This window comes from Spirillospora sp. NPDC047418, assembly GCF_040643275.1.
Lineage (GTDB): Bacteria > Actinomycetota > Actinomycetes > Streptosporangiales > Streptosporangiaceae > Spirillospora.
In genome coordinates this window covers 23,715-45,221 of sequence record NZ_JBEYTW010000032.1, presented here as the reverse complement: position 1 = coordinate 45,221, position 21,507 = coordinate 23,715, and the positions used below count along the sequence as shown (strand labels likewise).

At 72.9% G+C, this 21,507-nt stretch carries 21 protein-coding genes; 8 read left to right on the top strand and 13 right to left on the bottom strand.

From position 1 onward, the window contains the following. Position 1 precedes the first annotated feature (1 nt). The 5 genes from ABZ806_RS21155 to ABZ806_RS21135 all read right to left on the bottom strand — a co-directional run bounded on the left by ABZ806_RS21155 (position 2) and on the right by ABZ806_RS21135 (position 5,110). On the bottom strand, positions 2-1,207 hold the full coding sequence (locus tag ABZ806_RS21155; protein ID WP_500219043.1) for a cytochrome P450 family protein: 1,206 nt from the start codon (positions 1,205-1,207) through the stop codon (positions 2-4). A gap of 67 nt (positions 1,208-1,274) precedes the next feature. Further along, positions 1,275-1,886 (bottom strand): GTP-binding protein, encoded by a 612-nt coding sequence (locus ABZ806_RS21150; protein ID WP_500219042.1) that lies wholly within the window; start codon positions 1,884-1,886, stop codon positions 1,275-1,277. Further along, positions 1,867-2,235 (bottom strand): DUF742 domain-containing protein, encoded by a 369-nt coding sequence (locus ABZ806_RS21145; protein WP_500219041.1) that lies wholly within the window; start codon positions 2,233-2,235, stop codon positions 1,867-1,869. The genes ABZ806_RS21150 and ABZ806_RS21145 overlap by 20 nt, the downstream gene beginning before the upstream one ends. A 14-nt stretch (positions 2,236-2,249) precedes the next feature. Next, positions 2,250-2,666, bottom strand: a complete 417-nt coding sequence (locus tag ABZ806_RS21140; protein WP_500219040.1) for a roadblock/LC7 domain-containing protein — start codon at positions 2,664-2,666, stop codon at positions 2,250-2,252. Beyond that, positions 2,663-5,110, bottom strand: coding sequence for a sensor histidine kinase (locus ABZ806_RS21135; protein WP_500219039.1), 2,448 nt, complete (start codon positions 5,108-5,110; stop codon positions 2,663-2,665). Before ABZ806_RS21135 ends, ABZ806_RS21140 begins: the two co-directional genes overlap by 4 nt. Before the next feature lie 226 nt (positions 5,111-5,336). On the opposite strand from ABZ806_RS21135, the gene ABZ806_RS21130 reads away from it, so the two are divergent. Next, positions 5,337-5,750, top strand: coding sequence for a roadblock/LC7 domain-containing protein (locus ABZ806_RS21130; protein ID WP_500219038.1), 414 nt, complete (start codon positions 5,337-5,339; stop codon positions 5,748-5,750). Positions 5,751-6,250: 500 nt separating this feature from the next. Here ABZ806_RS21130 and ABZ806_RS21125 read toward each other — a convergent pair whose 3' ends face one another. The 6 genes from ABZ806_RS21125 to ABZ806_RS21100 all read right to left on the bottom strand — a co-directional run bounded on the left by ABZ806_RS21125 (position 6,251) and on the right by ABZ806_RS21100 (position 11,383). Then, complete coding sequence (locus ABZ806_RS21125) at positions 6,251-6,889, bottom strand: TetR/AcrR family transcriptional regulator (protein ID WP_500219037.1); 639 nt, start codon at positions 6,887-6,889, stop codon at positions 6,251-6,253. 83 nt (positions 6,890-6,972) lie between these two features. Then, positions 6,973-7,908 (bottom strand): LLM class flavin-dependent oxidoreductase, encoded by a 936-nt coding sequence (locus ABZ806_RS21120; protein ID WP_500219036.1) that lies wholly within the window; start codon positions 7,906-7,908, stop codon positions 6,973-6,975. Further along, positions 7,908-8,594 (bottom strand): alpha/beta fold hydrolase, encoded by a 687-nt coding sequence (locus ABZ806_RS21115; protein ID WP_500219035.1) that lies wholly within the window; start codon positions 8,592-8,594, stop codon positions 7,908-7,910. The genes ABZ806_RS21120 and ABZ806_RS21115 overlap by 1 nt, the downstream gene beginning before the upstream one ends. Next, positions 8,591-9,067, bottom strand: a complete 477-nt coding sequence (locus ABZ806_RS21110; RefSeq protein WP_500219034.1) for an ester cyclase — start codon at positions 9,065-9,067, stop codon at positions 8,591-8,593. Before ABZ806_RS21110 ends, ABZ806_RS21115 begins: the two co-directional genes overlap by 4 nt. Positions 9,068-9,081: 14 nt before the next feature. Beyond that, positions 9,082-10,029 (bottom strand): NADP-dependent oxidoreductase, encoded by a 948-nt coding sequence (locus ABZ806_RS21105; RefSeq protein ID WP_500219033.1) that lies wholly within the window; start codon positions 10,027-10,029, stop codon positions 9,082-9,084. A 130-nt stretch (positions 10,030-10,159) separates the two neighbouring features. After that, positions 10,160-11,383, bottom strand: a complete 1,224-nt coding sequence (locus ABZ806_RS21100; protein ID WP_500219032.1) for a glycoside hydrolase family 6 protein — start codon at positions 11,381-11,383, stop codon at positions 10,160-10,162. Positions 11,384-11,633: 250 nt separating this feature from the next. Between ABZ806_RS21100 and ABZ806_RS21095 the strand changes: the two genes are divergently transcribed. The 6 genes from ABZ806_RS21095 (at position 11,634) to ABZ806_RS21070 (ending at position 19,726) form a co-directional block, all read left to right on the top strand. After that, positions 11,634-14,087 carry an excinuclease ABC subunit UvrA gene (locus tag ABZ806_RS21095; protein WP_500219031.1) on the top strand — a complete coding sequence of 818 codons (2,454 nt, stop codon included), beginning with the start codon at positions 11,634-11,636 and terminating at the stop codon, positions 14,085-14,087. Positions 14,088-14,529: 442 nt separating this feature from the next. Then, positions 14,530-15,852 carry a WxL domain-containing protein gene (locus ABZ806_RS21090; RefSeq protein ID WP_500219030.1) on the top strand — a complete coding sequence of 441 codons (1,323 nt, stop codon included), beginning with the start codon at positions 14,530-14,532 and terminating at the stop codon, positions 15,850-15,852. A gap of 121 nt (positions 15,853-15,973) precedes the next feature. After that, entirely contained in the window at positions 15,974-17,023 is a 1,050-nt protein-coding gene (locus ABZ806_RS21085; RefSeq protein ID WP_500219029.1) for a hypothetical protein, read from the top strand. A gap of 257 nt (positions 17,024-17,280) precedes the next feature. Continuing rightward, positions 17,281-18,276: a hypothetical protein gene (locus tag ABZ806_RS21080; protein ID WP_500219028.1), complete on the top strand. Its 996-nt coding sequence runs from the start codon at positions 17,281-17,283 to the stop codon at positions 18,274-18,276. Continuing rightward, positions 18,276-19,073: an ATP-binding cassette domain-containing protein gene (locus ABZ806_RS21075; RefSeq protein ID WP_500219027.1), complete on the top strand. Its 798-nt coding sequence runs from the start codon at positions 18,276-18,278 to the stop codon at positions 19,071-19,073. Before ABZ806_RS21080 ends, ABZ806_RS21075 begins: the two co-directional genes overlap by 1 nt. Continuing rightward, complete coding sequence (locus ABZ806_RS21070; RefSeq protein WP_500219025.1) at positions 19,070-19,726, top strand: neocarzinostatin apoprotein domain-containing protein; 657 nt, start codon at positions 19,070-19,072, stop codon at positions 19,724-19,726. Before ABZ806_RS21075 ends, ABZ806_RS21070 begins: the two co-directional genes overlap by 4 nt. A 136-nt stretch (positions 19,727-19,862) precedes the next feature. Here the strand turns inward: ABZ806_RS21070 and ABZ806_RS21065 are convergent, their stop codons facing one another. Continuing rightward, positions 19,863-20,474 carry a TetR/AcrR family transcriptional regulator gene (locus ABZ806_RS21065; protein WP_500219024.1) on the bottom strand — a complete coding sequence of 204 codons (612 nt, stop codon included), beginning with the start codon at positions 20,472-20,474 and terminating at the stop codon, positions 19,863-19,865. Between the two features lie 108 nt (positions 20,475-20,582). On the opposite strand from ABZ806_RS21065, the gene ABZ806_RS21060 reads away from it, so the two are divergent. Further along, the gene (locus ABZ806_RS21060) at positions 20,583-21,248 is read left to right on the top strand and encodes a biliverdin-producing heme oxygenase (protein WP_500219023.1); all 666 of its coding nucleotides are present in this window, start codon (positions 20,583-20,585) and stop codon (positions 21,246-21,248) included. A gap of 66 nt (positions 21,249-21,314) precedes the next feature. On the opposite strand, the gene ABZ806_RS21055 is transcribed toward ABZ806_RS21060, so the two are convergent. Then, a complete protein-coding gene (locus ABZ806_RS21055) occupies positions 21,315-21,506 on the bottom strand; it encodes a ferredoxin (protein WP_500219022.1) in 192 nt (63 codons plus the stop codon). Between the last annotated feature and the right edge of the window lies 1 nt (position 21,507).

The window sequence follows — 21,507 nt, the reverse complement described above, 5'->3', positions numbered from 1 at the left end:
GTTAGAGGCCGAGGTCGACCGGGATGGAGAGCGGGCCGATGGTGAAGAAGGACGGCGAGTAGGGGACGTCGCCGGGGTCGATGGCGAGGGTGAGTCCGGGCAGCCGCCGGTACAGCGTGGCGAGCGCCAGCCGCCCCTCCAGCCGGGCCAGCGACGCGCCGATGCAGTAGCGGGGGCCGTGGCCGAAGCTAAGGCGCGTGTTCTGCTCGCGGGTGATGTCGAACCGGTCCGCGGTGTCGCCGTGCTCGGCCGGGTCGATGCCGGCCACCTGGTAGACGACGCCGACCGCCTGGCCCTTGGGGACGTCCACCCCGGCGATGGTCACGTCCTCGGCGGTGAAGCGCCAGCTGGTCATCATCACCGAGTGGCGGTAGCGCAGGGTCTCCTCGACCACGTCGTCCCAGCGGTCCTCGGCCTTGGCGAGCGCGAGCTGGTCGGGGTGCTCGGCCAGCGCCAGGACGGCGTGGCCGAGCAGGTGGACGGTCGTCTCGTGGCCGGCGACGAGCATCAGCCACAGCACGCCGACCAGTTCCTCGGTGGTGAGCCGGTCACCTTCGTCGTGCGCCTGGACCAGCCCGGACGTGAGGTCGTCGCCGGGCGCCTCCCGCTTGCGGTCCACCAGTTCGTGCAGGTACGCCTGCAACGCCTTCTGCGTCGCGAAAGCCTCCTCCGGCGGTGTGGTGTGCGCCAGCAGGGCGGCGGTCCAGTTGCGCATCCGGGTCCGGTCCGCGGCCGGTACGCCGAACAGCTCGCAGATCACCCCCATCGGCAGCGCCTCGGTGAAGGCCGGGACCAGGTCGACGCCGTCGCCGGCGGCGATCACGTCGTCGAGCAGGTCGTCCACGATCTGCTGGACGCGCGGCTCCATCGCCTGGATCCGCGCGGGGGTGAACGCCTTCCCGATCAGGCCGCGCAGCCGCCGGTGGTCGCCGCCGTCCTTGGTGGACAGGTGACCACCCTGGACGACGGCCCGCAGCGGCCAGTCCTCCGGGATCGTCCCGTCGTACAGGGCGGGCCAGTTCTCGGGCTCGCGCAGGAACGTCTTGTTGTCTCCGGCGAGGATCTCCTTCACGGCGTCGTGGGTCAGCGCCAGGTAGGCGGCGACGCCTCCCGGGAACTCCACTTCGACCACGGGGGCGATCTCGCGCAGGCGGACGCAGGTGTCGAGCGGCTTCTCGTCCGCGGCGGGGAAGGCGGGCAGGGGCATTGGCATGTGATCCCTTGTGGGTGCGGGGGGATGGGGGGATTGCGGTGGCGCGGGAGCGTTGGTGCGTTCAGCGCCTGGAGGTGGTCTTGGTGAGGACGTGCTCGACCATGGTGACCAGCACCTTCTTGGCCGACTCCCGGTTGCGCACGTCGCACAGCACCAGCGGGACGTCGTCGTCCAGGTCGAGGGCGATCCGCACGTCCTCGGGGTTCTTGCGCTCGGCGCCGTCGAAGCAGTTCACCGCGACCATGAACGGGGTGCGGCGGTCCTCGAAGTAGTCGACGGTGCCGAAGCAGTCGGCGAGGCGGCGCACGTCGGCGAGCACCACCGCGCCGACGGCGCCGAGCGCCAGCTCGTCCCACATGAACCAGAACCGCTGCTGGCCGGGCGTCCCGAACAGGTACAGCACCAGGTCGTCGGGGAGCGTGATCCGGCCGAAGTCCATGGCCACGGTGGTGCTGACCTTGCCGTCCACGCCCGTGGTGTCGTCGACGCCGACGCTCCGGTCGGTGAGGATCTCCTCGGTGCGCAGCGGGCGGATCTCGCTGATCGAGCCCACCATGGTCGTCTTGCCGACCCCGAACCCGCCCGCGATGAGGATCTTCGCGGCGGTCAGCTGACCGCCGCCTCCGGCGCCGCCCGGATTCCGGACGGCCGTGTCAGAGTGCGCGTAGTCCATTCAGCAGCTTCCTTAGTACGAGCTCGTCCGGGACGTCGCCGGTGGGAGTCGGTTTCAGCACCCTGAGCGCGTTCTCGTCGCGCAGGTCGTCGACCAGGACCCGCACGACCCCGACGGGCAGGTCGATCTCGGACGCCAGGTCGGCGAAGGTGATCGGCTCCCGGCAGATCGCCAGCAGCCTGCGGTGCTCGGGGTCGAGCCGCACCCGCCGGGGGACCGGCACACCGGTCGCCTCCAGCACGGAGATCAGGTCGAGGCCGTCGTCGCGGAGCCGCGTCCGGCCCCGCGTGACCGTGTAGGGACGGACGACGGGGCCCGCGTCCCCGTCGAGCCATCGGTCATCGCTCATCGGTCACCCCGGCCTCACCTGGCGCCCGATCCCGACAGCCGGGGAACGAACGGCGGCCGCTCGGCCAGCTCCTCGGCGAGCTGGAACATCCGGAACACGACCGCGCCCGCGTCCGCGGCGGCGTCCGCCAGCACGGCGAGGCACGCCTGCTCGCCCGCCGGGACCATGAACACCAGCATCGAGTCCATCTCGATGACGCTCTGCAGCAGCTCGCCGCCGTCGAACCGGCGGCACGCGCCCCGGGCGAGGCCCTGCACGCCCGCCACCAGCGCGGCCAGATGCTCGGAGTCCTCCCGGCCGAGGCCGGAGGAGCAGGCCACGACCAGCCCGTCCCTGGACAGCAGGACGGCGCCGCCCACCAGCTCCGCCCGGCCGCCGAGGCGGTCCAGGAGCAGCCGCACCTCATCGGCCGTGATCGATGGTTCCGTCATCGTTCGCCCTCCTCGTCGCGTCCGGTGGGCGGGACCGGCGGCGGCTCGCTCCGGCCGCGCCGCCACCCGCTCTGCATCGAGGCCATGACCGAACTGGCCCGCTCCGGCGAGCGCGCACTCCGTCCGGGCGGCCGCTTGTCCTCCCGGGCGGGCGGCGCGGCGTCGCGCAGCTGCGGCGCCAGGTTCGCGCGGCGCACGCGGCGCGGCATCCCCGCGTGGGTGCCCTCGGTGGTGGACGCGGTGGTGGACGCGGGGGCGGACGCCGCCGGCGCCTGGTGCGGCTCGGGCCGCGCGCCGGGCGCGTCTGGCGCGGGCGGCTCGGCCGGGGCCGGGGCCGGCGGCGGCGTGCCGAGCGGGTCGTGGTCGCCGTCCGGCTCGGTGCCGTCGGCGCGGTGCCGTCCGACGGAGTCCATCGCGTTCTCCTGCGTGTCGTGGCCGGTGATGTCCAGCGGCCCGGTGCCGACCGGGGTCCCGGCCGCGGCGGCCCGGTCCGGGGCGTCCGCCGGCTCGGTGGCGGTGTCGGTGGCGGTGTCGCTCGCGCGGCCGACCCGGTCCGCCGGGACGACGAGCGAGTGCGGCAGCAGCACGACGGTCTTGAGGCCGCCGTAGGCGTTCGGCTCCAGCGCCACCTTGATGCCGCGCCGGTGCGCGAGGGTCCCGACGACGAACAGCCCGAGCTGGTCGCCGTGGGTCAGCTCGAACTCCGGCTCGCGGCGGAGCTGCTCGTTGACGGCGGCCAGCTTCTCCGGGTTCATGCCGAGGCCGCGGTCCTGGATCTCGATCGCGAAACCCTGCCCCACCAGCCCGGCGTCCACCTCGACCGGCGTGTTCGGCGGCGACAGGACGGTCGCGTTCTCGATCAGCTCCGCCAGCAGGTGGATCACGTCGGCGACGGCCGAGCCGACGATGCCCTCCTCCGCCGTGCTGACCACCTCGACGCGGGCGTAGTCCTCGATCTCGCCGATGGCGCCGCGCAGCACGTCCAGGATGCCGACCGGGTGCCGCCAGCCGCGGCCGGGCGCGGCGCCGGACAGGATGATCAGGCCCTCGGCGTGCCGCCGCATGCGGGTGGTGAGGTGGTCGATGGCGAACAGGTCGGCGAGGGAGTCCGGGTCGGACGCCTTGCGCTCCAGCGTGTCCAGCATCGCCAGCTGCCGGTGCAGCAGCGACTGGTTGCGCCGGGCGAGGTTCTGGAACACCTGGTTGACCGCCGCGCGCAGCTCGGCCTGCCGGACGGCGGCCTCGACGGCGGTGCGCTGCACGGACGAGAACGCGGCCGACACGTTGAACACCTCGGCCGTCCGGCCGACCTCCAGCGGCGGGGCCTCCGCCGCCACGTCCACCTCCGCCCCGCGGCTCAGCCGGCGGACCACGTCGGGCAGCCGCTCCTCGGCCATGGTGCGCGCGGCGCCCTGGAGGCCGAGCAGGTCGCGGCTGATGCGGCGGCTGAACCGGAGCATGAGGAACGCCGTCAGCGTGATCGCGATCAGGCCGAGGACGCCGATGAGGGCGAGGCGCAGCAGGGTGTCGTCGGAGGCTTCCTTGGCCTCGGCGGCGTTCAGCGCCCGGGACTTCCCTAGCGCGCCGTCCACCGCCCCGATGGAGGCGCCGGCGACGGCCTTCCAGGCGGCCGGGGTGATCTGCAGCCTCTTGCCGGGACGGGTCGCCAGGATGGCGTCCTCCACCGAGGTGAAGGTCCGCTCGGCGGGTGACGCCAGCGCCTGCCTGAAGGGAGCGGCGATGGCCGGGTGCAGCTCGGCGAGGTTCGAGCCCTCCAGGAACCGCCGTTCGTACACCAGCCTGCTGACCGCCGCGTACTCGCCGGCGGTCATCCGGCCCCCGTCGGTGAGCACGCCGCCGACCAGGGCTATCTCCCGTCCGCGCAACTCGATGCCGCGCGACATGGCGGCGGTGTGGGCCGACTGCTGGAGGCCGTCGCCGGCCACCAGCACGTTGACGTACTGGAAGTGGGCCTCGAGGACGTCGTTGTAGGCGTTGAACGCCTCCAGCCTCGTCAGCGCCCGGGAGTCGACCTGGCTCCGCAGCTCGCCGATCCCGTTGAGCTTGCCCATCAGCACCGACAGCCGCTGCTTCATCGCGTCGGTCAGCGTGGCCTGGAACCTGCCAGAGTTAACAGCCTTGTTCATTTGGACGATCGTGCCGTCCATCTTCGCGCGGACGGCGTCCATTGGCGCGCGCGGCAGCCGCTCGTTGCGGCTCAGCCACGTCACCGACTCCTGCCGTTCCTGGGCCAGGGTGACCAGCATCGGCTGCGCGGCGCCGCCGTAGATCTCGTTGGTGGTGTCGAGGTCGCGCTGGTTGAGGGCCTTGGCCGCGGTGCTCTGCGCCGCGAAGGCCCACAACGTGATCAGCGAGATCAGCGGAATGATGATCAGGCCGAAAAGGGAGAACCGGATCGAACGCCGGCGGCGTGGGCCCCTCACCGGGCGAAAAGGCCGAGGTCAACGCGGATATGACGGGCGTGGTCGCACATGGTGTCTCTCTCAGGCTTGGCGGGGGCACCGGACGGCCGAACTCGGGCTACACCGTAGCCACAAGTTTGATCATTTGTCTGGAATTCGATGGATCTTCTCGGCGCGCCGATGGAATCATGTGGCGGCGTTCGGCGACCCCGGACGCCCACCGATGTCTCGGAAGAGGAGAAGCCACGTGACGCCGCTGCGAGGCGAATCGACCAACCGGCTGGACTGGCTGATCGACGGGCTCGTCGAACGCGTGCCCCAGGTGACCAAGGCGGTGGTGCAGTCGGCGGACGGGCTCCTCATGGGGGCGTCCGCCGGCCTCGGCCGGGAGGACGCCGAGCACCTGTCCGCCCTGGCCGCCGGTGTGCAGAGCCTCGCGCAGGGCGCCCGCACCCAGTTCGGCGCGGGCGAGGTGCATCAGACGATCATCGAGATGCACAACGGGTTCCTGTTCGTCACCGCAGCCGGGGAGGGCGCCTCGCTGACCGTCCTCACCGACGCGAGTGCCGACCCGGCGCAGATCAGTTACGAGATGACCCTCCTGGTCGGACGGGTCGGGGAGCACCTCGCGTCCCGTCCGCGGAACCACGCGGGCTCCTGAGCCGGATCCCGCCGGGGGCGGACGTCGGAATATGGGGAACGAGCAGGAGGGCGCGGAGAGAACCCACCGAGTTCGGTGAACTCGGGTCTACCTGACACCGCCGTGTTGATGGGGCGGTGGTCATCGCCGTCGTATTCACCGGACGAGACAGCACTGGCGACGGTGTGCGGTCGGCGGTGATCGTCCGGCCGCCTCACGCAGCGAAAGCGTATTTCGCCTGGTCAATCGGTGCGTCAGGTGACTGCCGAATCACTTCTGGCATGGATTTCGTGTTCCGCGATTTGGGCATGGCATTGTCGTGCAAATCACGGTGAAATCTGACTGAGGAGGTAACAATCGATTCGGTCGATTGCAGCCCTGTACTTGAAAATCAGTGCGTTGTCAACTCGGGGCCTTGGCGGCGAGAATTTTGCCGACCTTTGCTCAAGTGCTCATACAGGCGAAGAAGTCGAACTCGCCGGCGAAAGTATCGGTGAAATGTGGCCCGGTTCCGGGCCGGCTTAGGAGGGTTCCCTGTGGGCGCAGCCGCCGGTGGGGCGGTCGGAGACGCCGGCGAGGAGCAGGCGCAGTTCCGCCAGCGAGTCGTCCAGCGCGGCACGCCGGTCCGCGGCGCGCGCGATGTCGAGGGCGCATTCGCAGATCCCGCCGTACAGCAGCGAGGTGACGGGGCCCAGCGGCCGTTCGCTGATGCACCCGGCCTCGACCGCGATGGCCAGCCCGCGACGCGTCTGGTCCTTGCATCCCGCCTTGATGTCGCGCATCGCCGACCAGCCGATCGCGCCCGGCGCCTCCAGCAGGGTGATCTGCCGGACGCCGGGCTCCAGCGACGCCTCCAGCAGGGCGCGGCAGCCCTCGAACATCCCGTCCCACGGGTCCGGCTGGGCCTGGAACGCCTGCCGGACGACCGCGGAGAGCCTCTCCTGGTCGGCGGCGTAGACCTCGCGGAAGATGTGCTCCTTGTTGCCGAAGTGGTGGTAGAAGGCGCCGCGCGTCACCTTGGCCCTGGCGCAGATCGCGTCCAGGGAGGTGGCGGCGAAGCCGTCCTCGACGAAGAGCTCGCGAGCCGCCGCGACCAAGGCGCCCGTGGTCGCGGCGGTGCGTTCCCGCTGGCTCCGGCGCGTATTCGTGTTCGATGCCACCCGCGTATCCTCCCGACCTGGACCGAGGATAGAAGAACGTACGCGGTGCCGGTGCCGGTGCCGGTGGCGGGAGGGAGCCGTCCTCACCCGTCCAGCAGGGGCAGGACGCGGGCGGCGAACCGCTCCAGGTCCGCCTTATGGTCGCCGCCCACCAGGCGGATGACGAGATGCCGGGCCCCGGCCGCGATGTAGCGGTTCAGCCAGGCGGCGGCGTCCACCGGAGGGCCTGCGAACATGGTCTGGATCTTCTCCACCGTCTCCAACGGGAAGTTGTAGTAGAGCTCGATGCTCCTGCGCAGCAGCGTGCGCGCGTGCCGGGGATCGTCGTCCAGGCAGAGCGTCGCGTACAGGGCGGCGGTCACCGGACGGGACGCCTGCCGCTCGACGGCCGCCCGATCGCGGGCGTAGTCGGCGACGTCGGGCGGATAGGGCAGCCAGCCGTCGCCCAGCCGGGCCACCCGCCGCAGGGCGGAGTCGCCGCCGCCCGCCAGCCAGACCGGCGGCCCGCCCGGACGGGCCGGGGCGGGCGCGAGGGTGGCCCCGCGGAAGTCGAAGTGCCGGCCGGTGAACGACGCCTCCGGGCCGCTCCAGAGCCGCCGCATCGCCTCGATCGACTCCTCCAGGCGGCTGAAGCGGGTGCGGAAGGGGACTCCGATCGCGTCGAACTGCGCCGCGGTGCCGTCGGTGGGGAAGCCGGCGCCCATGCCGACGATCAGCCGCCCGCCGGCGAGCCGGTCCAGCGTGGCGAGCTGGTGCGCCAGCAGGATCGGATGCCGGAGCGCGGGCAGCAGCGTCGCGGTGCCGACCGTGAGCCGCGGCGCGGCGACGGCGACGGCCGACAGCACGAGCAGGGGGTCGGCGCGGGGCCGGGTGAGCGGGCTGTCCCCGGCCCAGACGGAGTCGAACCCGAGGGCGTCGGCGTGCCGGGCCCGCTCGATCAGCCGGGCCGGGTCGTCGTCACCGCCCGCGGCCGGGTCGCGGGTCGGCAGCAGGTAGCCGATCTTCACCGCCGCCGGCATCAGGACGCGTCCTTCAGCAGGACGTCCGCCAGCGCGTGTGGTGCGGTGACCATGGCGTCGTGGCCGGCGTCCAGGATGGTGGGCGGCCAGCCGTGGTCGTCGGCGATCCGGGCGAACGGCATGGGGCCGCCGGGCGTGCAGAGCACCGCGCGGCACGGGATCGCGTCGACGGCCCCGGACAGCCGGGCCGGGTCGGAGAACGTCCGCCGCGGGTGGGGCGTCAGTCTGGGTTCCAGCCAGGCGACCTGGTCCGGTTCCGTCACGCCGACGGCGGCCGCGGGGCCGGGCGGGACCAGGCCGTCGGCGGTGACCGAGGCGACCCAGTCGCGGAAGAAGGCGGGGGCGAGGTCGTCCAGCGACTCGCCGTCGCGGCCCGCCCAGGCGTCGACCATCGTGATGCGGGCGACGCGTTCCGGCATGCGGTCGGCGGCCTCGCGCGCCACGAGGCCGCCGTAGCTGTGCGCGACGAGCACGACGTCCCGGAGATCCTCGTACTCCAGCCGGCCGAGCAGGTCGTCCGCGTGCGTGCGCAGGCCGATCTCGGGGCCCGCCAGGTGGGCGCGCTCACCGAGCCCGGTCAGCGTCGGGGTGTGGACGTCGTGCCCGGCCTCCCGCAACCGCGCGGCCACGTCCCGCCAGCACCAGCCGCCGTGCCACGCACCATGAACCAGCACATAGGTCGTCATCGCGCCGTCTCCTCCGCACGCTCGCGCCATGCCGCGAACTGCGCCGCGGCGGCCTCGGTGGGCAGCCCGAGCTGCTCGCACATCTGATGGAAGTCGAAGAAGAACCGCTCATGGGTGATCAGCCCGTCCCGCACGGTCCAGTGGCAGGCGAACGGCAGTGCGAAGGACCTGCCGGTGGGTGCGATCCCCACCAGGCTCTCCTTCATGGTGGCCCGGACGGTCCCGGAGCCGACGGCCAGCTCACCGGCTTCGACCAGGTACTCCAGCTCCACGCCGTAGTCGGGGAAGGTGCGCAGGAACGCGGTGTTCTGCCGGGCGACCTCGTCCCAGCCGGTCGCGACGGCCTGGAAGGCGACCGTCTCGAAGACCACGTCCGGGTGGCAGAACCGCATCGCCGCCGGGATGTCCGCACGGCTCTTCGCCCGCGCGTAGTCCCGGACGACCTCGGTCGGCGTCGTGTGCTTCTCGGGCATTCCGCTGCCTCCTCTCACGCGTGCCCGCCGACGGCGAGCACGATCTTGCCGGTGGTGTGGCCGCCTTCGACGCGGTCGTGGGCCGCGGCCGCCTCCGCCAGCGGGAACACCGCGTCGACATGCACCGCGAGCCGTCCGTCCGCGACGAGCCCGGCCAGGGCGTCGAGCCCCGCACCGTCGGGGTCGACGAGGTAGTCCACGGCGCGCACGCCGAGCTCGGCGGCGCGCTCCCGCAGGCCCGGGGTCCAGGCCGCCTGGCCGCTGACCAGGACGCCGCCCGGCCGCAGGCAGTCCAGCGCGGCGAGCCCCGCCCGGCCGCCGAACATCTGGATGACGACGTCCATGTCACGTGCCTCGGCGGACACCTCGGTCGCGGTGTAGTCGATCACTTCGTCCGCGCCCAGCGCACGCACGAAGGCGTGCTTGGCGGCGCTCGCGGTGCCGGTCACGTGCGCGCCCCGGGCCTTGGCGATCTGGACCGCGAGGTGCCCGACCCCGCCGGCCGCGCCCGCGATCAGGACCCGCTGCCCGGGTGCGACGGCGGCGACCTCGACGAGCATCTGCCACGCCGTCAGTCCGGCCAGCGGCAGCGCCGCCGCCTCGGTGAAGGACAGGCCCTCCGGCATCCGGGCGAAATGGCGGGCGGGGGCGGTGACGTACTCGGCGTAGCCGCCCGCCGCCCGGGGGAACCACGGCATCCCGAACACCCGGTCGCCCGGCCGGAACCGGAACGTGCCGTAACCGGTCTCCACCACCTCGCCGGCGACGTCCCAGCCGTTGACGAACGGCAGGTCGAGCACCCGGTTGTACGCCTGCCCGCGGCGCGTGTAGACGTCCACCGGATTGACCCCGGCCGCCGCGACCCTGACGAGCACCTCGCCGAAGACCGGCACCGGTTCCGCCACCTCGACCAGCGCCATGGCCTCGGCGCCGCCCCACGCCGCCTGCTGTATCGCCCGCATGAGCGCCCCCCTCCTGAAAGGATCACTCGGGAGGCTACATACATACTGCATGTATGTAAATATGCGTCCGCGATTCGGCGGGCGTGCTCCGGGCGGGGCCCGCCGGTCCCGGCGGACCCCGCCCGGCCGGTCAGTGGAGGGGAGGGACGGCTCGCTGGGCGAGGCCCAGGGCGTACTCGCCCCACCAGGCGCCGGCCGCCGGATCGACCACGCCGTACTCGGGATCCTCCGGACCGGCGGTGCCGCGGGTGCACTGGCCGTCGGACTCGCCGGGACGCTTGACCCAGAGGAAGGCGTCCACCAGCGGGTCACCCGTACGGGTCGAGGGACGGGAGCCCAGGCCGCGGCCCGGCGGATTGCACCAGACCTGGGCGTCGGTGTACTGATCCGCCGGCGGCGTCCACGGCCCCTGGCCGTTGCGGCTGGTGTCGAGGACGAAGTGCGGGAGCCTGCGCGGGTCGTTCCGGACACCGGCGAGATCCGTGTCGGAGCAACTGGCCGCGCCCGTCTTCTGGCGGAAGTACAGGCACTTCGACAGCCTGGTTCCGTAGGAGACCAGCTCGTCGGTACTGCGGTAGTTCGAGACGTTCAGCGCGAAGCCGTCGGCCTTGGCGATGCCGCCCTTGAGCAGGCGGCCGGCCATGCCGAGTTGCGCGCGCGGTTCGCCGTATCCGGCGTCGTAGTCGTTGAGCGGCTGCCAGTCCGAGTGCCCGGAGTCCACGTAGACACCGGTGCGCGGCAGCCGCTGCAGGGCGGTGATCGCGTAGTCGATCTCGCGGAAGCGCTCGTCGACCCGGGCGGTGTCCTCCGGCGTTCCGGTGGTACCGCCACCGCCCTCGTTGCACCACGGCTCGCTGGACAGCAGCGCCAGCCCGTCCGGCTCGACGACCACCACGGCCCGGCCCCCGCCGATCCCCCTGGCGAGGGCGTCGATCCAGGCCCGGTAGGCGGCCTCGGTCGGTGCGCCGCCCGCCGAGTACTGCGAGCAGTCCCGGCCCGGCACGTTGTAGGCCACCAGGACCGGGACGGCGTGCTGCCGGGCGGCGCCGGCCATCGTCCGCCGCACCGCCGCCCGCACCTCGGCGGGGGTGCCGCCGGTGAACCAGATCGCCTGCGACACCTTGGACAGGGCCCGCATCCGCGCCGCGTCGGCGCCGCGCCCCTCGGCCGCCCAGAGGTCGGCCTGCTTCGCCGCGTTGGTCGCGGGCTCGACGTAGAACCTCGCCTTCCCGGCCAGCGGATCACCGTGCCCGTGCCCCTGCGCGTGCCCTTGCGCCTGCGCGGGCGCGGGGGCCGCGAGGACCGCGACGATGCTCGCCGAGGCGGCGGCGAGGATCCCGATGCGTCGTCTCATCCGGTACTCCAGACTTTCGAGAGAGGGTGTGGGAGCGCTCCCACGCGTGATTTTGATCACCCTTCGAGCGTCCGTCAAGACCCAATCTCCGGTGCTGCCGCGGCATCATCGGGCGCCTTCGCCGGGTTGTACTCGGTCGGGTGAGGGGTACGGAGCGTTCGGTCCGGGTCGTGAGGTGGAGACCTTGCAGAGGGAGCATGCGGCGATGAGTTCTACTCAGCCTGATCGGCTCAGGGTGCGCGGTGCCCGGGTGCACAATCTGCGGAACGTCGATGTCGACGTCCCGCTGCGCTCGCTGGTCGGGATCGCCGGTGTGTCCGGCTCGGGGAAGTCGTCGCTGGCGCTGGGCGTGCTGTACGCCGAGGGGTCCCGCCGGTACATCGAGGCGCTGTCGACCTACACCCGCCGCCGGATGGCCCAGGCGCCGCGGGCGGCCGTGGACTCGGTGGAGCACGTCCCCGCCGCGCTGGCGCTGCGGCAGCGGCCCGGTGTGCCCGGTGTGCGGTCGACCTTCGGCACGTCCAGTGAGCTGCTGAACGTACTGCGGCTGATGTTCTCGCGGCTGGCCTCGCACGTGTGCCCCAACGGCCACCGGGTTCCGCCGACGATCGATGTGGCGGCCGAGGTGCCCTTCGCGTGTCCGGTATGCGGGGAGCGGGTTGATCCGCCGGGCGCGGAGTCACTGTCGTTCAACTCCACGGGCGCCTGCCCCCGCTGCCAGGGCATCGGCGTGGTGCGCACGGTGGACGACGCGACGCTCGTCCCGGACCCGTCCAGGACGCTGGAGGACGGTGCGGTCGTGCCCTGGCGGATGTTCGGCTTCAACGTCCAGCCCGACATCGCACGCGAGTTCGGTGTGCGCACCGACGTGCCCTGGAGCGAGCTGACCGACGCCGAGCGCGAGATCGTGCTGGACGGGCCGGAAGAGAAGAAGCACATCACCGTCACCAGCAAGAAGGGGGTCCACGAACTCGACTTCACCTTCCGGAACGCGCGGCTGACGGTGACCGAGGAGCTGAAGCGGGCCGACACCGACAAGCGGCTGGCCAGGGTCAGCCGCTTCCTGCGCGAGGGCACCTGCCCGGACTGCGGGGGCAGCCGCCTCAGCCCCGCCGCGCGGGCGCCCCGGATCGGTGAACGGAACCTGGCCGAGGTCACCGCGATGACCCTGGACGACGTGCTGGCGTGGGCGCCCGGCGTGGTGGCGGACCTCCCGGCCGACATGCGGGCCATGGCCCGGTCGCTGACCGACACCCTGGTCGAGATGGGGCGGCGCCTGGTCGAACTCGGCCTCGGCTATCTCGCGCTGGACCGGGCGGGGTCCACGCTGTCCACCGGTGAGCGGCAGCGCGCACAGCTCGCGCGGGCGGTCCGCAACCGCACCACCGGCGTCCTCTACGTCCTGGACGAGCCGTCCATCGGCCTGCATCCGGCCAACGTCGACGGCCTGCTCGGCGTGATGCGCGACCTGCTGGCCGATGGCAACTCGGTCGTCTTCGTCGACCACGACGTGCAGATCCTGCGCGAGGCGGACTGGCTGATCGAGATCGGCCCCGGCTCCGGGACCGATGGCGGCACCGTCATCGCCGAGAGCGGCCCCGGCGCCCTCGCGGACGCGCCCCGCTCCCGGCTCGCCGGGTTCCTCACCGGGGACGAGCCGGTGATCGTCCGCGCCTGCGCCGAGCCGGCCGCCGTGTTCGAGCACGGCGCGATCGCCCTCAAGACCGACGCCATCCACACCGTCCATCCCCTGGAGGTCGAGATTCCGCTCGGCCGGTTGACCGCCGTCACCGGCGTCTCCGGATCGGGCAAGACCACCCTCATACTCGAATGCCTGGTCCCGGCCCTGCAGGCACGGTCGAAGTCATCGCCCGTGGCGGCGCCGGCTCATGTGCGCGACCTGCGGGCACCGGACGGCACCAAGGTCCAGGTCGTCGACGCGGCCCCCATCGGCATCAACGTCCGCTCCACCGTGGCCACCTACTCCGGCGTCATGGACGACCTGCGCAAGGCGTACGCCGCGACGACGGAGGCCCACCGCGACGGGTTGACGGCCTCCGACTTCTCCTACAACACCGGCTCGCTGGCCTGCCCCCGATGCGAGGGCACCGGCGAGGTCTCCCTGGACGTCCAGTTCCTCCCCGACGTGGACATCATCTGTCCCGAGTGCGGCGGAAGCCGCTTCGCACCCCGCGCGGACGCCTACCGGCGCAACGGCATCACCCTGCCCGGCCTGCTCCAGTGCACGATCCGCGAGGCCCTCACCGCCACCACCGACCTGCGGCGGGTACACAAGCGCCTGGCGGCCCTGGACGAACTGGGGCTGGGATACCTCACCCTCGGTGAGGCGACCCCGGCCCTGTCCGGTGGCGAGGCGCAGCGCCTGAAGCTGGTGAGCCAGATGCACCGGGACCAGACCGACGCCGTCTTCGTGCTCGACGAACCGAGCGTGGGCCTGCACCCGCTGGACGTGCGCACCCTCCTGACCGTCCTGCAACGGCTGTCCGACCGCGGCGCCACCGTCATCGTGATCGAGCACGACCTCGACCTGATCGCCAACGCCGACTACATGATCGACCTGGGCCCCGGCGGCGGCGAGGACGGCGGCAGGATCATCGCCACCGGGACCCCGGGCCAGGTCGCCCGCGACCCCGCGTCCATCACCGGGCGCTACCTCGCCCGCCACCTCCGCGGCGGAGACTAGCGCCGCCCGCGGTTGAACCGGCGCCGCGGTTGAACCGATGCCGCGGTTGAACCGATGCCGCGAGTGAACCGGCGCCGTCACGTGGTGCGGTGACCGATTTCGGCCGCCGGTGCGGACCGGAAACGGCCGTCCGGACGGCCGCTGCGGGCCGGCGGCGGACCGGCGGTGAGCACCGGCTCTGCCGAACCGTGCAGCAATGTCGGCCTGCCCGGCACCCGTATCCATGGTTTCGAAACGCTGATCCGATTATCGAAACGATGTCCTGGACGGTCTTGACATCGACCGTGCCACAGAGTTCGCTGTGGGCACTTGCGGAACTATGTTCCTGCATGTGGAACAAGCGAGGGCGCTGGCCCGGCAGGCGGGCTGGTGGTGCGGCGCCGGCTGCCCGCGCGTCCCGTCCCGGCGGCGGGACGCCCGACATGAAGGAGCGGCACTCCTGATGACAGGTCCCCCCAGGCTCAAGGCGATCGCGGCGGCCGCCGCGATCGCGGGCGCGTCACTGGTCCCCGCGCTCGCGGGGCAGGCGGCGTTCGCGGCGACCACGCAGGTGGACTACACCTGCACGGTCCTCGGCAACGCCTTCCCCTACCCCGCGACCGTCACCGTCACGGCGCCGGAGACCGCGACCACCGGCGACGACGTGACGGTCGAGGTCGACCTGAGCGACATGCCGAGCAAGTCGCCCCTGCCGGTGCTGTCCTGGACGACGAGCGGGACGATGGCACTGTCCGGCGCGGTGTCCGGCGAGTTCGCCTTCAGTACCCCGAAGCAGACGGGCAACATCCCGAAGAACACCCCGATACCGATCAACAAGCTCACCGGTAAGTTCAACGCCTCCGCCCCGGGAGACATCTCGATCGTCCCTAAGACGGTCAAAATGGACATGGACGCCTCCGGGGTCGAGGCCGCGATCGAATGCCAGGCGCCCGCCGACCCGCCCACTCTCGCCACGGTCAGGGCCGGCAACGCGGGGCCGTCCCTGACCGTGGGGCCGGCGACCGTCCACCAGGGCGGTGGCATCACGGTCGGCGGCGCGCGCTGGGAGAGCGGTCCGGTGGACCTGGCGCTGTGCGATGAGAACGGCGCCGCCTGCTCGGCCACCGGGCTGACCGGCGTGTCGGCCTCGGCGGACGGCTACGGAACGCTGACCGGGACCGCCACGGTCGCCGAGGACGCCGCCCCCGGAGCACGCACCATCAAGGCGACCCAAGGCGCGCTGGCGAAGACCGTCGGGCTGACCGTCACCGAGAAGGTGCCGCCGCCCACCGGCGCATGCGCCGACAAGCCCGCCGGGCAGTGCGGCGAGCAGAAGATCAACCTCAGGGTGGCCGCCGGGAAACTGACGATGGCGCAGCAGCCCGGCGCGGTCGACCTGAGCAAGATCACCCTGGACGGCACGCCGAAGACCGCGACCGGCGACATCAAGCAGGTCCAGGTCATCGACGCCCGCGGCGGCAGCACGGGCTGGTCGCTGACGGGCACCATGACGGACTTCACTTCCGCCGGGGGCCCGAAGATCCCGGCCGGGAACCTGTCCTGGGCACCCGCCTGCACGGCGGGCGCCGGCGCGACCCCCGTCACGACGGGCAGCCCGGGACCGCTGAGCACCACCACGGCGGCGACGCTGTGCAGCGGCGCGAGCGGCGACGGCGGCGCGATCGTCGGCGGTGCCTACGACGCGGGTGCCGGGCTGACGCTCGACGTCCCCGCGGTGACCGGGGCGGGCCAGTACCAGGCCGTCCTCACCATCGTCCTGTCCTGACCGGTCCGATCCCCGGCCGGGCCGCGACGCGGCCCGGCCGGCTCCGGCACACCCCGCTCCGGCAAGAACCGAGGTAACCGTGACCCACGGCCCATGGCCCTCACCCGCCGCGGTAGCGAGGGTGGCGACGGTCTACACCCTCACAGCCTGCGCGCTCACCGCCGCCGTGCCGCCGGCCGAAGCGCGTGAACCGGCGCCGGCGACCGGCAACGGCTCCTGGTCCGTGGGCCCGGTCGGCCACGGCGACGAACTCGCCCCCCGGCCCTACTTCGCGATGGACGCCCCCGCAGGCAGGACGATCAAGGACGCGGTGCGCATCACGAACCTGACCGGCGAGCCGCTCACCTTCCAGCTCTACGGCGCGGACGCCTACAACACCCCGCGCGACGCGGGTTTCGCCCTGCGGTCCGCCGCCGAAGACCAGAAAGACGTCGGAGCCTGGCTCGACCTACGGGCCGGCCGGCTGAAGGTTCCCGCGCGCGGAGCGCGCGATGTTCCGTTCAGCATCACGATCCCCGCCAACGCGACACCCGGCGAGCACATCGGCGGGATCGTCGCGCTCAACACCGCCGTCGAGGGCGTCCAGCGGTCGGGCGGTGCCGCCATCGGGCTGCGGCGCGCGGTCGCCGCGCGGATCTACCTGCGTGTCGACGGGCCGCTGACCCCGGGCCTGAAACCGGCCGCGCCGGCGGTGCGGCGCAGCCAGCCGCTCCTGCCCTACCTCGGGAAGGGGCGCGGGACGGTGCGGTACGAGGTCGTCAACACGGGAAACCAGCGGCTGAGCCCGACCGCCCGGGTGTGGGCCACCGGGCTCTTCGGCCGCACCATCAAGGAGTGGCCGCTCCAGCGCGTCCCGGAGATCCTGCCCGGCCAGAGGACGGAACTCACCGTCCCCTGGGACGATCCGCCGCCGCTGGAAGCGGTCACCGTACGGGTCGAACTGACCGCCGGGGACGGCATCAGGGCCCGCGCGCAGAGCCAGTACGTCGAGGTGCCGTGGTCAGCGCTGGCCGCCTTGGCCACCGCCGCACTGTTCGGCTGGCTCGTGCTCCCCCGGCTGGTGCGTCGCTGGCGCTTGCGTGCGGGACTGGACGGGGGCCGCCACGCCCTCGCCCGCCCACCCGAAGACCTCGTAGACCCGTCGTACTTCGACGACGGAGCCCACCCATGACCCCCCCAAGCCACCGTCCAAGCCATCGCCCGAGCCTCAGCTTCCCGAGCCTCAGCTTCCCGAGCTTCAGCCGCCCGAGCCATCGCCTGAGCTTTGGCCGCCCAAGCCGTCGTCGCGGGTTCGCGGGCGCTCCTCTGTTCGCGGCTGCCTCTGTGTTCGTGGTCGGTGTGGTGTTCGTGGCCGCTCTTGTCGCGTTTTCGCCGGTGAGCGGTGCCGCTGTTGTCGGTCAGCCTGGCGCCGGTGGGCCCGGGCTCAGCGTGCAGCCTGAGCAGGCCGCGGTCGGCACCGCGGTGCGCGTCCGCGGCAGCGCGTGGACGCCCGGCGCGATCGTGCAGGTCCAGATCTGCGGGCAGCGGGCCGTCCACGGCTCCGCCGACTGCGACACGCGAGGCGGGGTCACGGCGCGGACCGCGCCCGCCGGCACCTTCGAGGCCGGGCTCACCGTCGGCGCGCCGCCCACCGACTGCCCGTGCGTGCTCCGAGCGGTGACGCTGCCGGGTTCGGGCGGCGGGCCCGTCCGGCACGCGGCCGTCCCGCTCGCCGTGCCGGGGCACCCGGTCGGCCCGATCCTGCCGGAGATCGTCCCCGTCCGGGCCGACGTCGTCGGGCTCGAACTCGTCGGTGGCGGCGGATGGGGCGAGCTCTTCGGCGGCGGCCCCCGCCGGACCCTGGTCGTGCGGCTGCGCAACAGCGGCGCCGACCCCGTCGCGGACGCCCCGCTGGTCGTCGGCTGGGGCGCGGGCACGGACCCCGACAACCCGCTCGACGCGCCGCCGAGCGGAGTCGTGAAGCCCGGAGAGACCGCGACGTACCGGATCGCGGTAAAGCTCCCGCCCGCCTCGTTCGGGACGTTCGTCGTGGGCGGCCGGTACGCCGGCTCCGTCCCGTTCAAGACCTCGTTCACCACCTGTCCGTGGGGCCTGATCGGCGTGAACGTCCTCGCCGCGCTGCTCCTGCTCCTCGGCGTCCGCCGTGCCCTCCGCCGCCGGGCGGCGCGGAGGGCGGCGTCACGAACGCGCGGGGCCATCGCCTCCGCCGGCGCGTCCGCGCCGGCGCACCACCGGATGGCCCCGCGCTCCCGCCCGGCCGTCGAGGTCGGGGAGGTGCTGGCCCATCTCGACCGGGCGGCCGGCCTCGGGCGCGGCGACCCGGACCGCGTCGACCGCGCCGAGCTCGTCTCCTACCTGCGCGGCCGCGGCGAGCCCCCGGTCGATCTCCAGGCGCTCGACCGGTACCTCCGGGAGCAGCGGTGATGGGCGCGCGTCCCCGGTCCCGGACCCGCCCCGAAGCGGCGGACGGAAACGGGGCGCCGCTGCTGGAGGCGCGCGACCTGGCCACCGCGCCCGAGTCCGGCGGGCTGCGCGGCGTCGGCCTCCGGGTGCGGCGGGGCGAGGCGGTCGCCCTCTTCGGACCCGGCGCGCGGACGGTCGTGGCGGTCCTCGCCGGCCGGGTACCGCTGTCGGGCGGCGCGATCCTGCTGCACGGCGCCGAGCAGCCGCGGGGGATCGGCGTCGGCCACTCCATCGGACCGGCCCCGGCACGTGCCGGCACCCGGACGGTCGAAGAGCACCTGGCCGGACGCGCGCGGCTGCGGGGCGGCGACCCGCGCTCCGCCGCGGCCGTCCTGGACGTCTTCCCGATGCTGCGGGCCAGGGCCCGGTCACCGCTGGGGGCGCTGACCGACGGCGAGCACCGGCTGCTCGGGCTGGCCGAAGCCCTGCTGTCCCGGCCCGAACTGCTGCTGATCGACGGGCTCACCCCGGGCCTGGCCGGGCCTCATCTGGACGCGCTGCCGGTCCTCGTGCGGCGGCTGCTCGGGGCGGGCGCCGCAGCGGTCATCGCCGAACCGGTGATTCCCGTCGCGCTCGCGGCCGGCACCCGGGCGTGCGTGCTCGGGGACGGCCGGATCACGGCGGAGTTCACGGCCCCGCGCCCGGCGTCGATCGCCGAGTCGCTGCGCGCCGTCCGCCCGCCGGCGTCCGGGCGGGCCCATGACGGAACCGGCCGCGAACCGGCCGCGAACCCTTCCGACGACAAGCAGGAGGAATGATGCGCTCGTTGTACCGGCGCCTCGGCGTGGTGTCCGCGATCGGCGCCGCGAGCGTGCTCGGCCTGGGGCCCAGCGCGCTCGCGGCACCGACGCTCAAGCTCAGTAAGACCACCGGCGTCAAGGCCGGCGACTCCGTCACCGTCGAGTCGTTCACCGGGCTCGACCCGAACTTGCAGGCCATCGTCATCGGCCAGTGCAAGCCCAAGCTGGCGCAGGGGGCCTGCGTGAACGACAAGGCCCTGGTCGGCGGCAAGACCGACGCGAAGGGAACGTGGACCCCCGGCAGCGGAGGGCCGAAGTCGATCGTCCTGGTCAACAAGATCGGCGACGTGGACTGCACCGCCGAGCCCGGCGCCTGCGTCATCGCCGCCACCAGCCTCCTGGACCCGACGCACGTGCTCGCCAAGGTCCCGCTGACCTTCGCCAAGAGCGGCGGGAACGGCGGGGACGGCGGAAACGGCGGCAACGGAGGGGACGGCGGTGGAAACAATGGCGGCGGCGGGGGTAAGCCCGACGGCGGCAAGCCCGGCGGGCAGCTTCCCCACACCGGCAGCCCGGACGGCCTTCCCACCTACGCGCTCGTCGCCTCGGCCCTGGTGATGGCCGGGGGCGCCGCGCTGCTCATCGTCCCGCGCCGCAGGCACGACTCGTGAACGCCCGGTAGGGGACGAACGGACGGTGCGGCGCGCACCGGGGGAGCGGCGGCCCGCCCGGCGCACCGCACCGTCTCAGTCCCCGGCGGCCGGCGGACGGCCTCAGTCCCCGGCCCCCGGTGGCCGGCGGCCGGCCTCAGTCGTCGGCGGCCGGTGGCGCGGCGACGGCTCCGAGCACGAAGGCGGTGACGTTGCGCTCCGACTTGCGGATCGTGGTGGCGTCGCTGATGAGCGGGAGGCGCTCGGCCCCGACGACGGCGAGGATGCTGCGCGCGGTCGCCTCGACGTCCGCCCGCCGGAACTCGCCGGACTCCATCCCGTCGGCGAGGATCCCGGTGAGGATGCGCTGCATGGGCGCGACATGGGAGGCCAGCGACGCGTACGCCTCCGGGCCGAGGGCCGCCGTGACCTCCGCGGCACTCGGGTGCGGGTGCGCGAGGAGCCCGCGCAGTTGGAGGCGGACGAACGCGCGGAGGCGGGCGGTGGCGCCGGCGTTCTTCGGCAGCCCGCGCTCGAAGCTCTCGATGAAGTACGTCGTGACCCGTTCGGTGAAGGCGAGCAGGAGGGCCGCCTTGTCCGGGAAGTAGTTGTACAGCGCGGTCCGGGTCACGTCGGCCGCGGCCGCCACCTGGGTCATGGAGATCGTGTCGATGCCACGGTCGCGGGAGAGCTGGGCGACCGCGTCGAAGATGCGGTCCACCGTCTGCGCACGGTGCTCTCCCAGCGTCCCGGCCGAGATCTTAGGCATGCCTCATCTTCTCATGACCCCCCGCTGTCCCCAGTGGCCGGTCGAGGCATTGTTTTCACGACAGTATGTCGTTATCTTTAAGTCACTCTGTCGTGAAAAGGAGTTCTCATGCCGGCCGAGACCACCGCTGACCGCGAGCCCCTGTCCAAGCTGCTGTACCGGGGGACGACGGCGGCCCACCAGGCCGCCGAGCAGACGCCCTACATGCTCGCGCTGTTCCAGGGCACGTTGCCGAAGGAGGACTACGGCCGCTGGCTCGTGCGCTTCCACTTCGTCTACGCGGCCCTGGAGGAGACGTCCGAGGCGCTGCGCGGCGATTCCGCCGTCGGCGGGCTGCGCCTGCCCGAACTCGACCGCACGGAGGCGATCGAGCGCGACCTCGCCCACTTCTACGGCAGGTCGTGGCGGGACGAGCTGGCGTCGTCGCCGGGCACCGACGCCTACGTGGCCCGGCTGCGCCACGTCCGGGACGAGTGGCCGCTCGGGCTCGTCCCGCACCACTGGATCCGCTACGCGGGCTACCTGCACGGCGGGGCCACCCTCGCCAAGATGCTCACCACGACCTACGGGCTGCCCGAGGGCGAGGGCATGCGGTTCTACGACTTCGCCGCCATCCCCGACCGGACCGCCTTCATCGGCGAGTACCACGCCCGCATGAACGCCGTCCCGGTCGGGCCGGACGACATCGCCGCACTGGTCGCCGAGGGCAACCGCGCGTTCGAGGCCAACACGGCGATCACCACGGAGCTCGGGGCCGAGGCGGGCCTGTCCTGAGCGCCCGCCCGGAGAACGGGACCGCCCCCGCCGGAGGCTCCGGCGGGGGCGGCGCGTCCTGCCCGGTCAGAACAGCTTGATCGCCTGCATCGGGCACGCCTCGACCGCCGCCTCGGCGTTGGGCACCAGCTCGTCGGGGATCTCCTCCTTGACCACCTTGCCGTAGCCCCACTCGTCCAGGTCGAAGACCTCGGGTGCGAAGCGCTTGCAGTACCCCTGGCCATCGCAGGCCGAGGCGTCGATGACGACCTTCTTCATG

Bases quoted from the DNA above. Each gene is read 5' to 3' on its own strand.
- ABZ806_RS21140 (WP_500219040.1), bottom strand. From the start codon at position 2,666: ATGACGGAACCATCGATCACGGCCGATGAGGTGCGGCTGCTCCTGGAC.
- ABZ806_RS21060 (WP_500219023.1), top strand. From the start codon at position 20,583: ATGCCGGCCGAGACCACCGCTGACCGCGAGCCCCTGTCCAAGCTGCTG.
- ABZ806_RS21110 (WP_500219034.1), bottom strand. From the start codon at position 9,067: ATGCCCGAGAAGCACACGACGCCGACCGAGGTCGTCCGGGACTACGCG.
- ABZ806_RS21090 (WP_500219030.1), top strand. From the start codon at position 14,530: ATGACAGGTCCCCCCAGGCTCAAGGCGATCGCGGCGGCCGCCGCGATC.
- ABZ806_RS21070 (WP_500219025.1), top strand. From the start codon at position 19,070: ATGATGCGCTCGTTGTACCGGCGCCTCGGCGTGGTGTCCGCGATCGGC.
- ABZ806_RS21105 (WP_500219033.1), bottom strand. From the start codon at position 10,029: ATGCGGGCGATACAGCAGGCGGCGTGGGGCGGCGCCGAGGCCATGGCG.
- ABZ806_RS21155 (WP_500219043.1), bottom strand. From the start codon at position 1,207: ATGCCCCTGCCCGCCTTCCCCGCCGCGGACGAGAAGCCGCTCGACACC.
- ABZ806_RS21120 (WP_500219036.1), bottom strand. From the start codon at position 7,908: ATGCCGGCGGCGGTGAAGATCGGCTACCTGCTGCCGACCCGCGACCCG.
- ABZ806_RS21145 (WP_500219041.1), bottom strand. From the start codon at position 2,235: ATGAGCGATGACCGATGGCTCGACGGGGACGCGGGCCCCGTCGTCCGT.
- ABZ806_RS21055 (WP_500219022.1), bottom strand. From the start codon at position 21,506: ATGAAGAAGGTCGTCATCGACGCCTCGGCCTGCGATGGCCAGGGGTAC.
- ABZ806_RS21100 (WP_500219032.1), bottom strand. From the start codon at position 11,383: ATGAGACGACGCATCGGGATCCTCGCCGCCGCCTCGGCGAGCATCGTC.
- ABZ806_RS21075 (WP_500219027.1), top strand. From the start codon at position 18,276: ATGGGCGCGCGTCCCCGGTCCCGGACCCGCCCCGAAGCGGCGGACGGA.
- ABZ806_RS21065 (WP_500219024.1), bottom strand. From the start codon at position 20,474: ATGCCTAAGATCTCGGCCGGGACGCTGGGAGAGCACCGTGCGCAGACG.
- ABZ806_RS21115 (WP_500219035.1), bottom strand. From the start codon at position 8,594: ATGACGACCTATGTGCTGGTTCATGGTGCGTGGCACGGCGGCTGGTGC.
- ABZ806_RS21150 (WP_500219042.1), bottom strand. From the start codon at position 1,886: ATGGACTACGCGCACTCTGACACGGCCGTCCGGAATCCGGGCGGCGCC.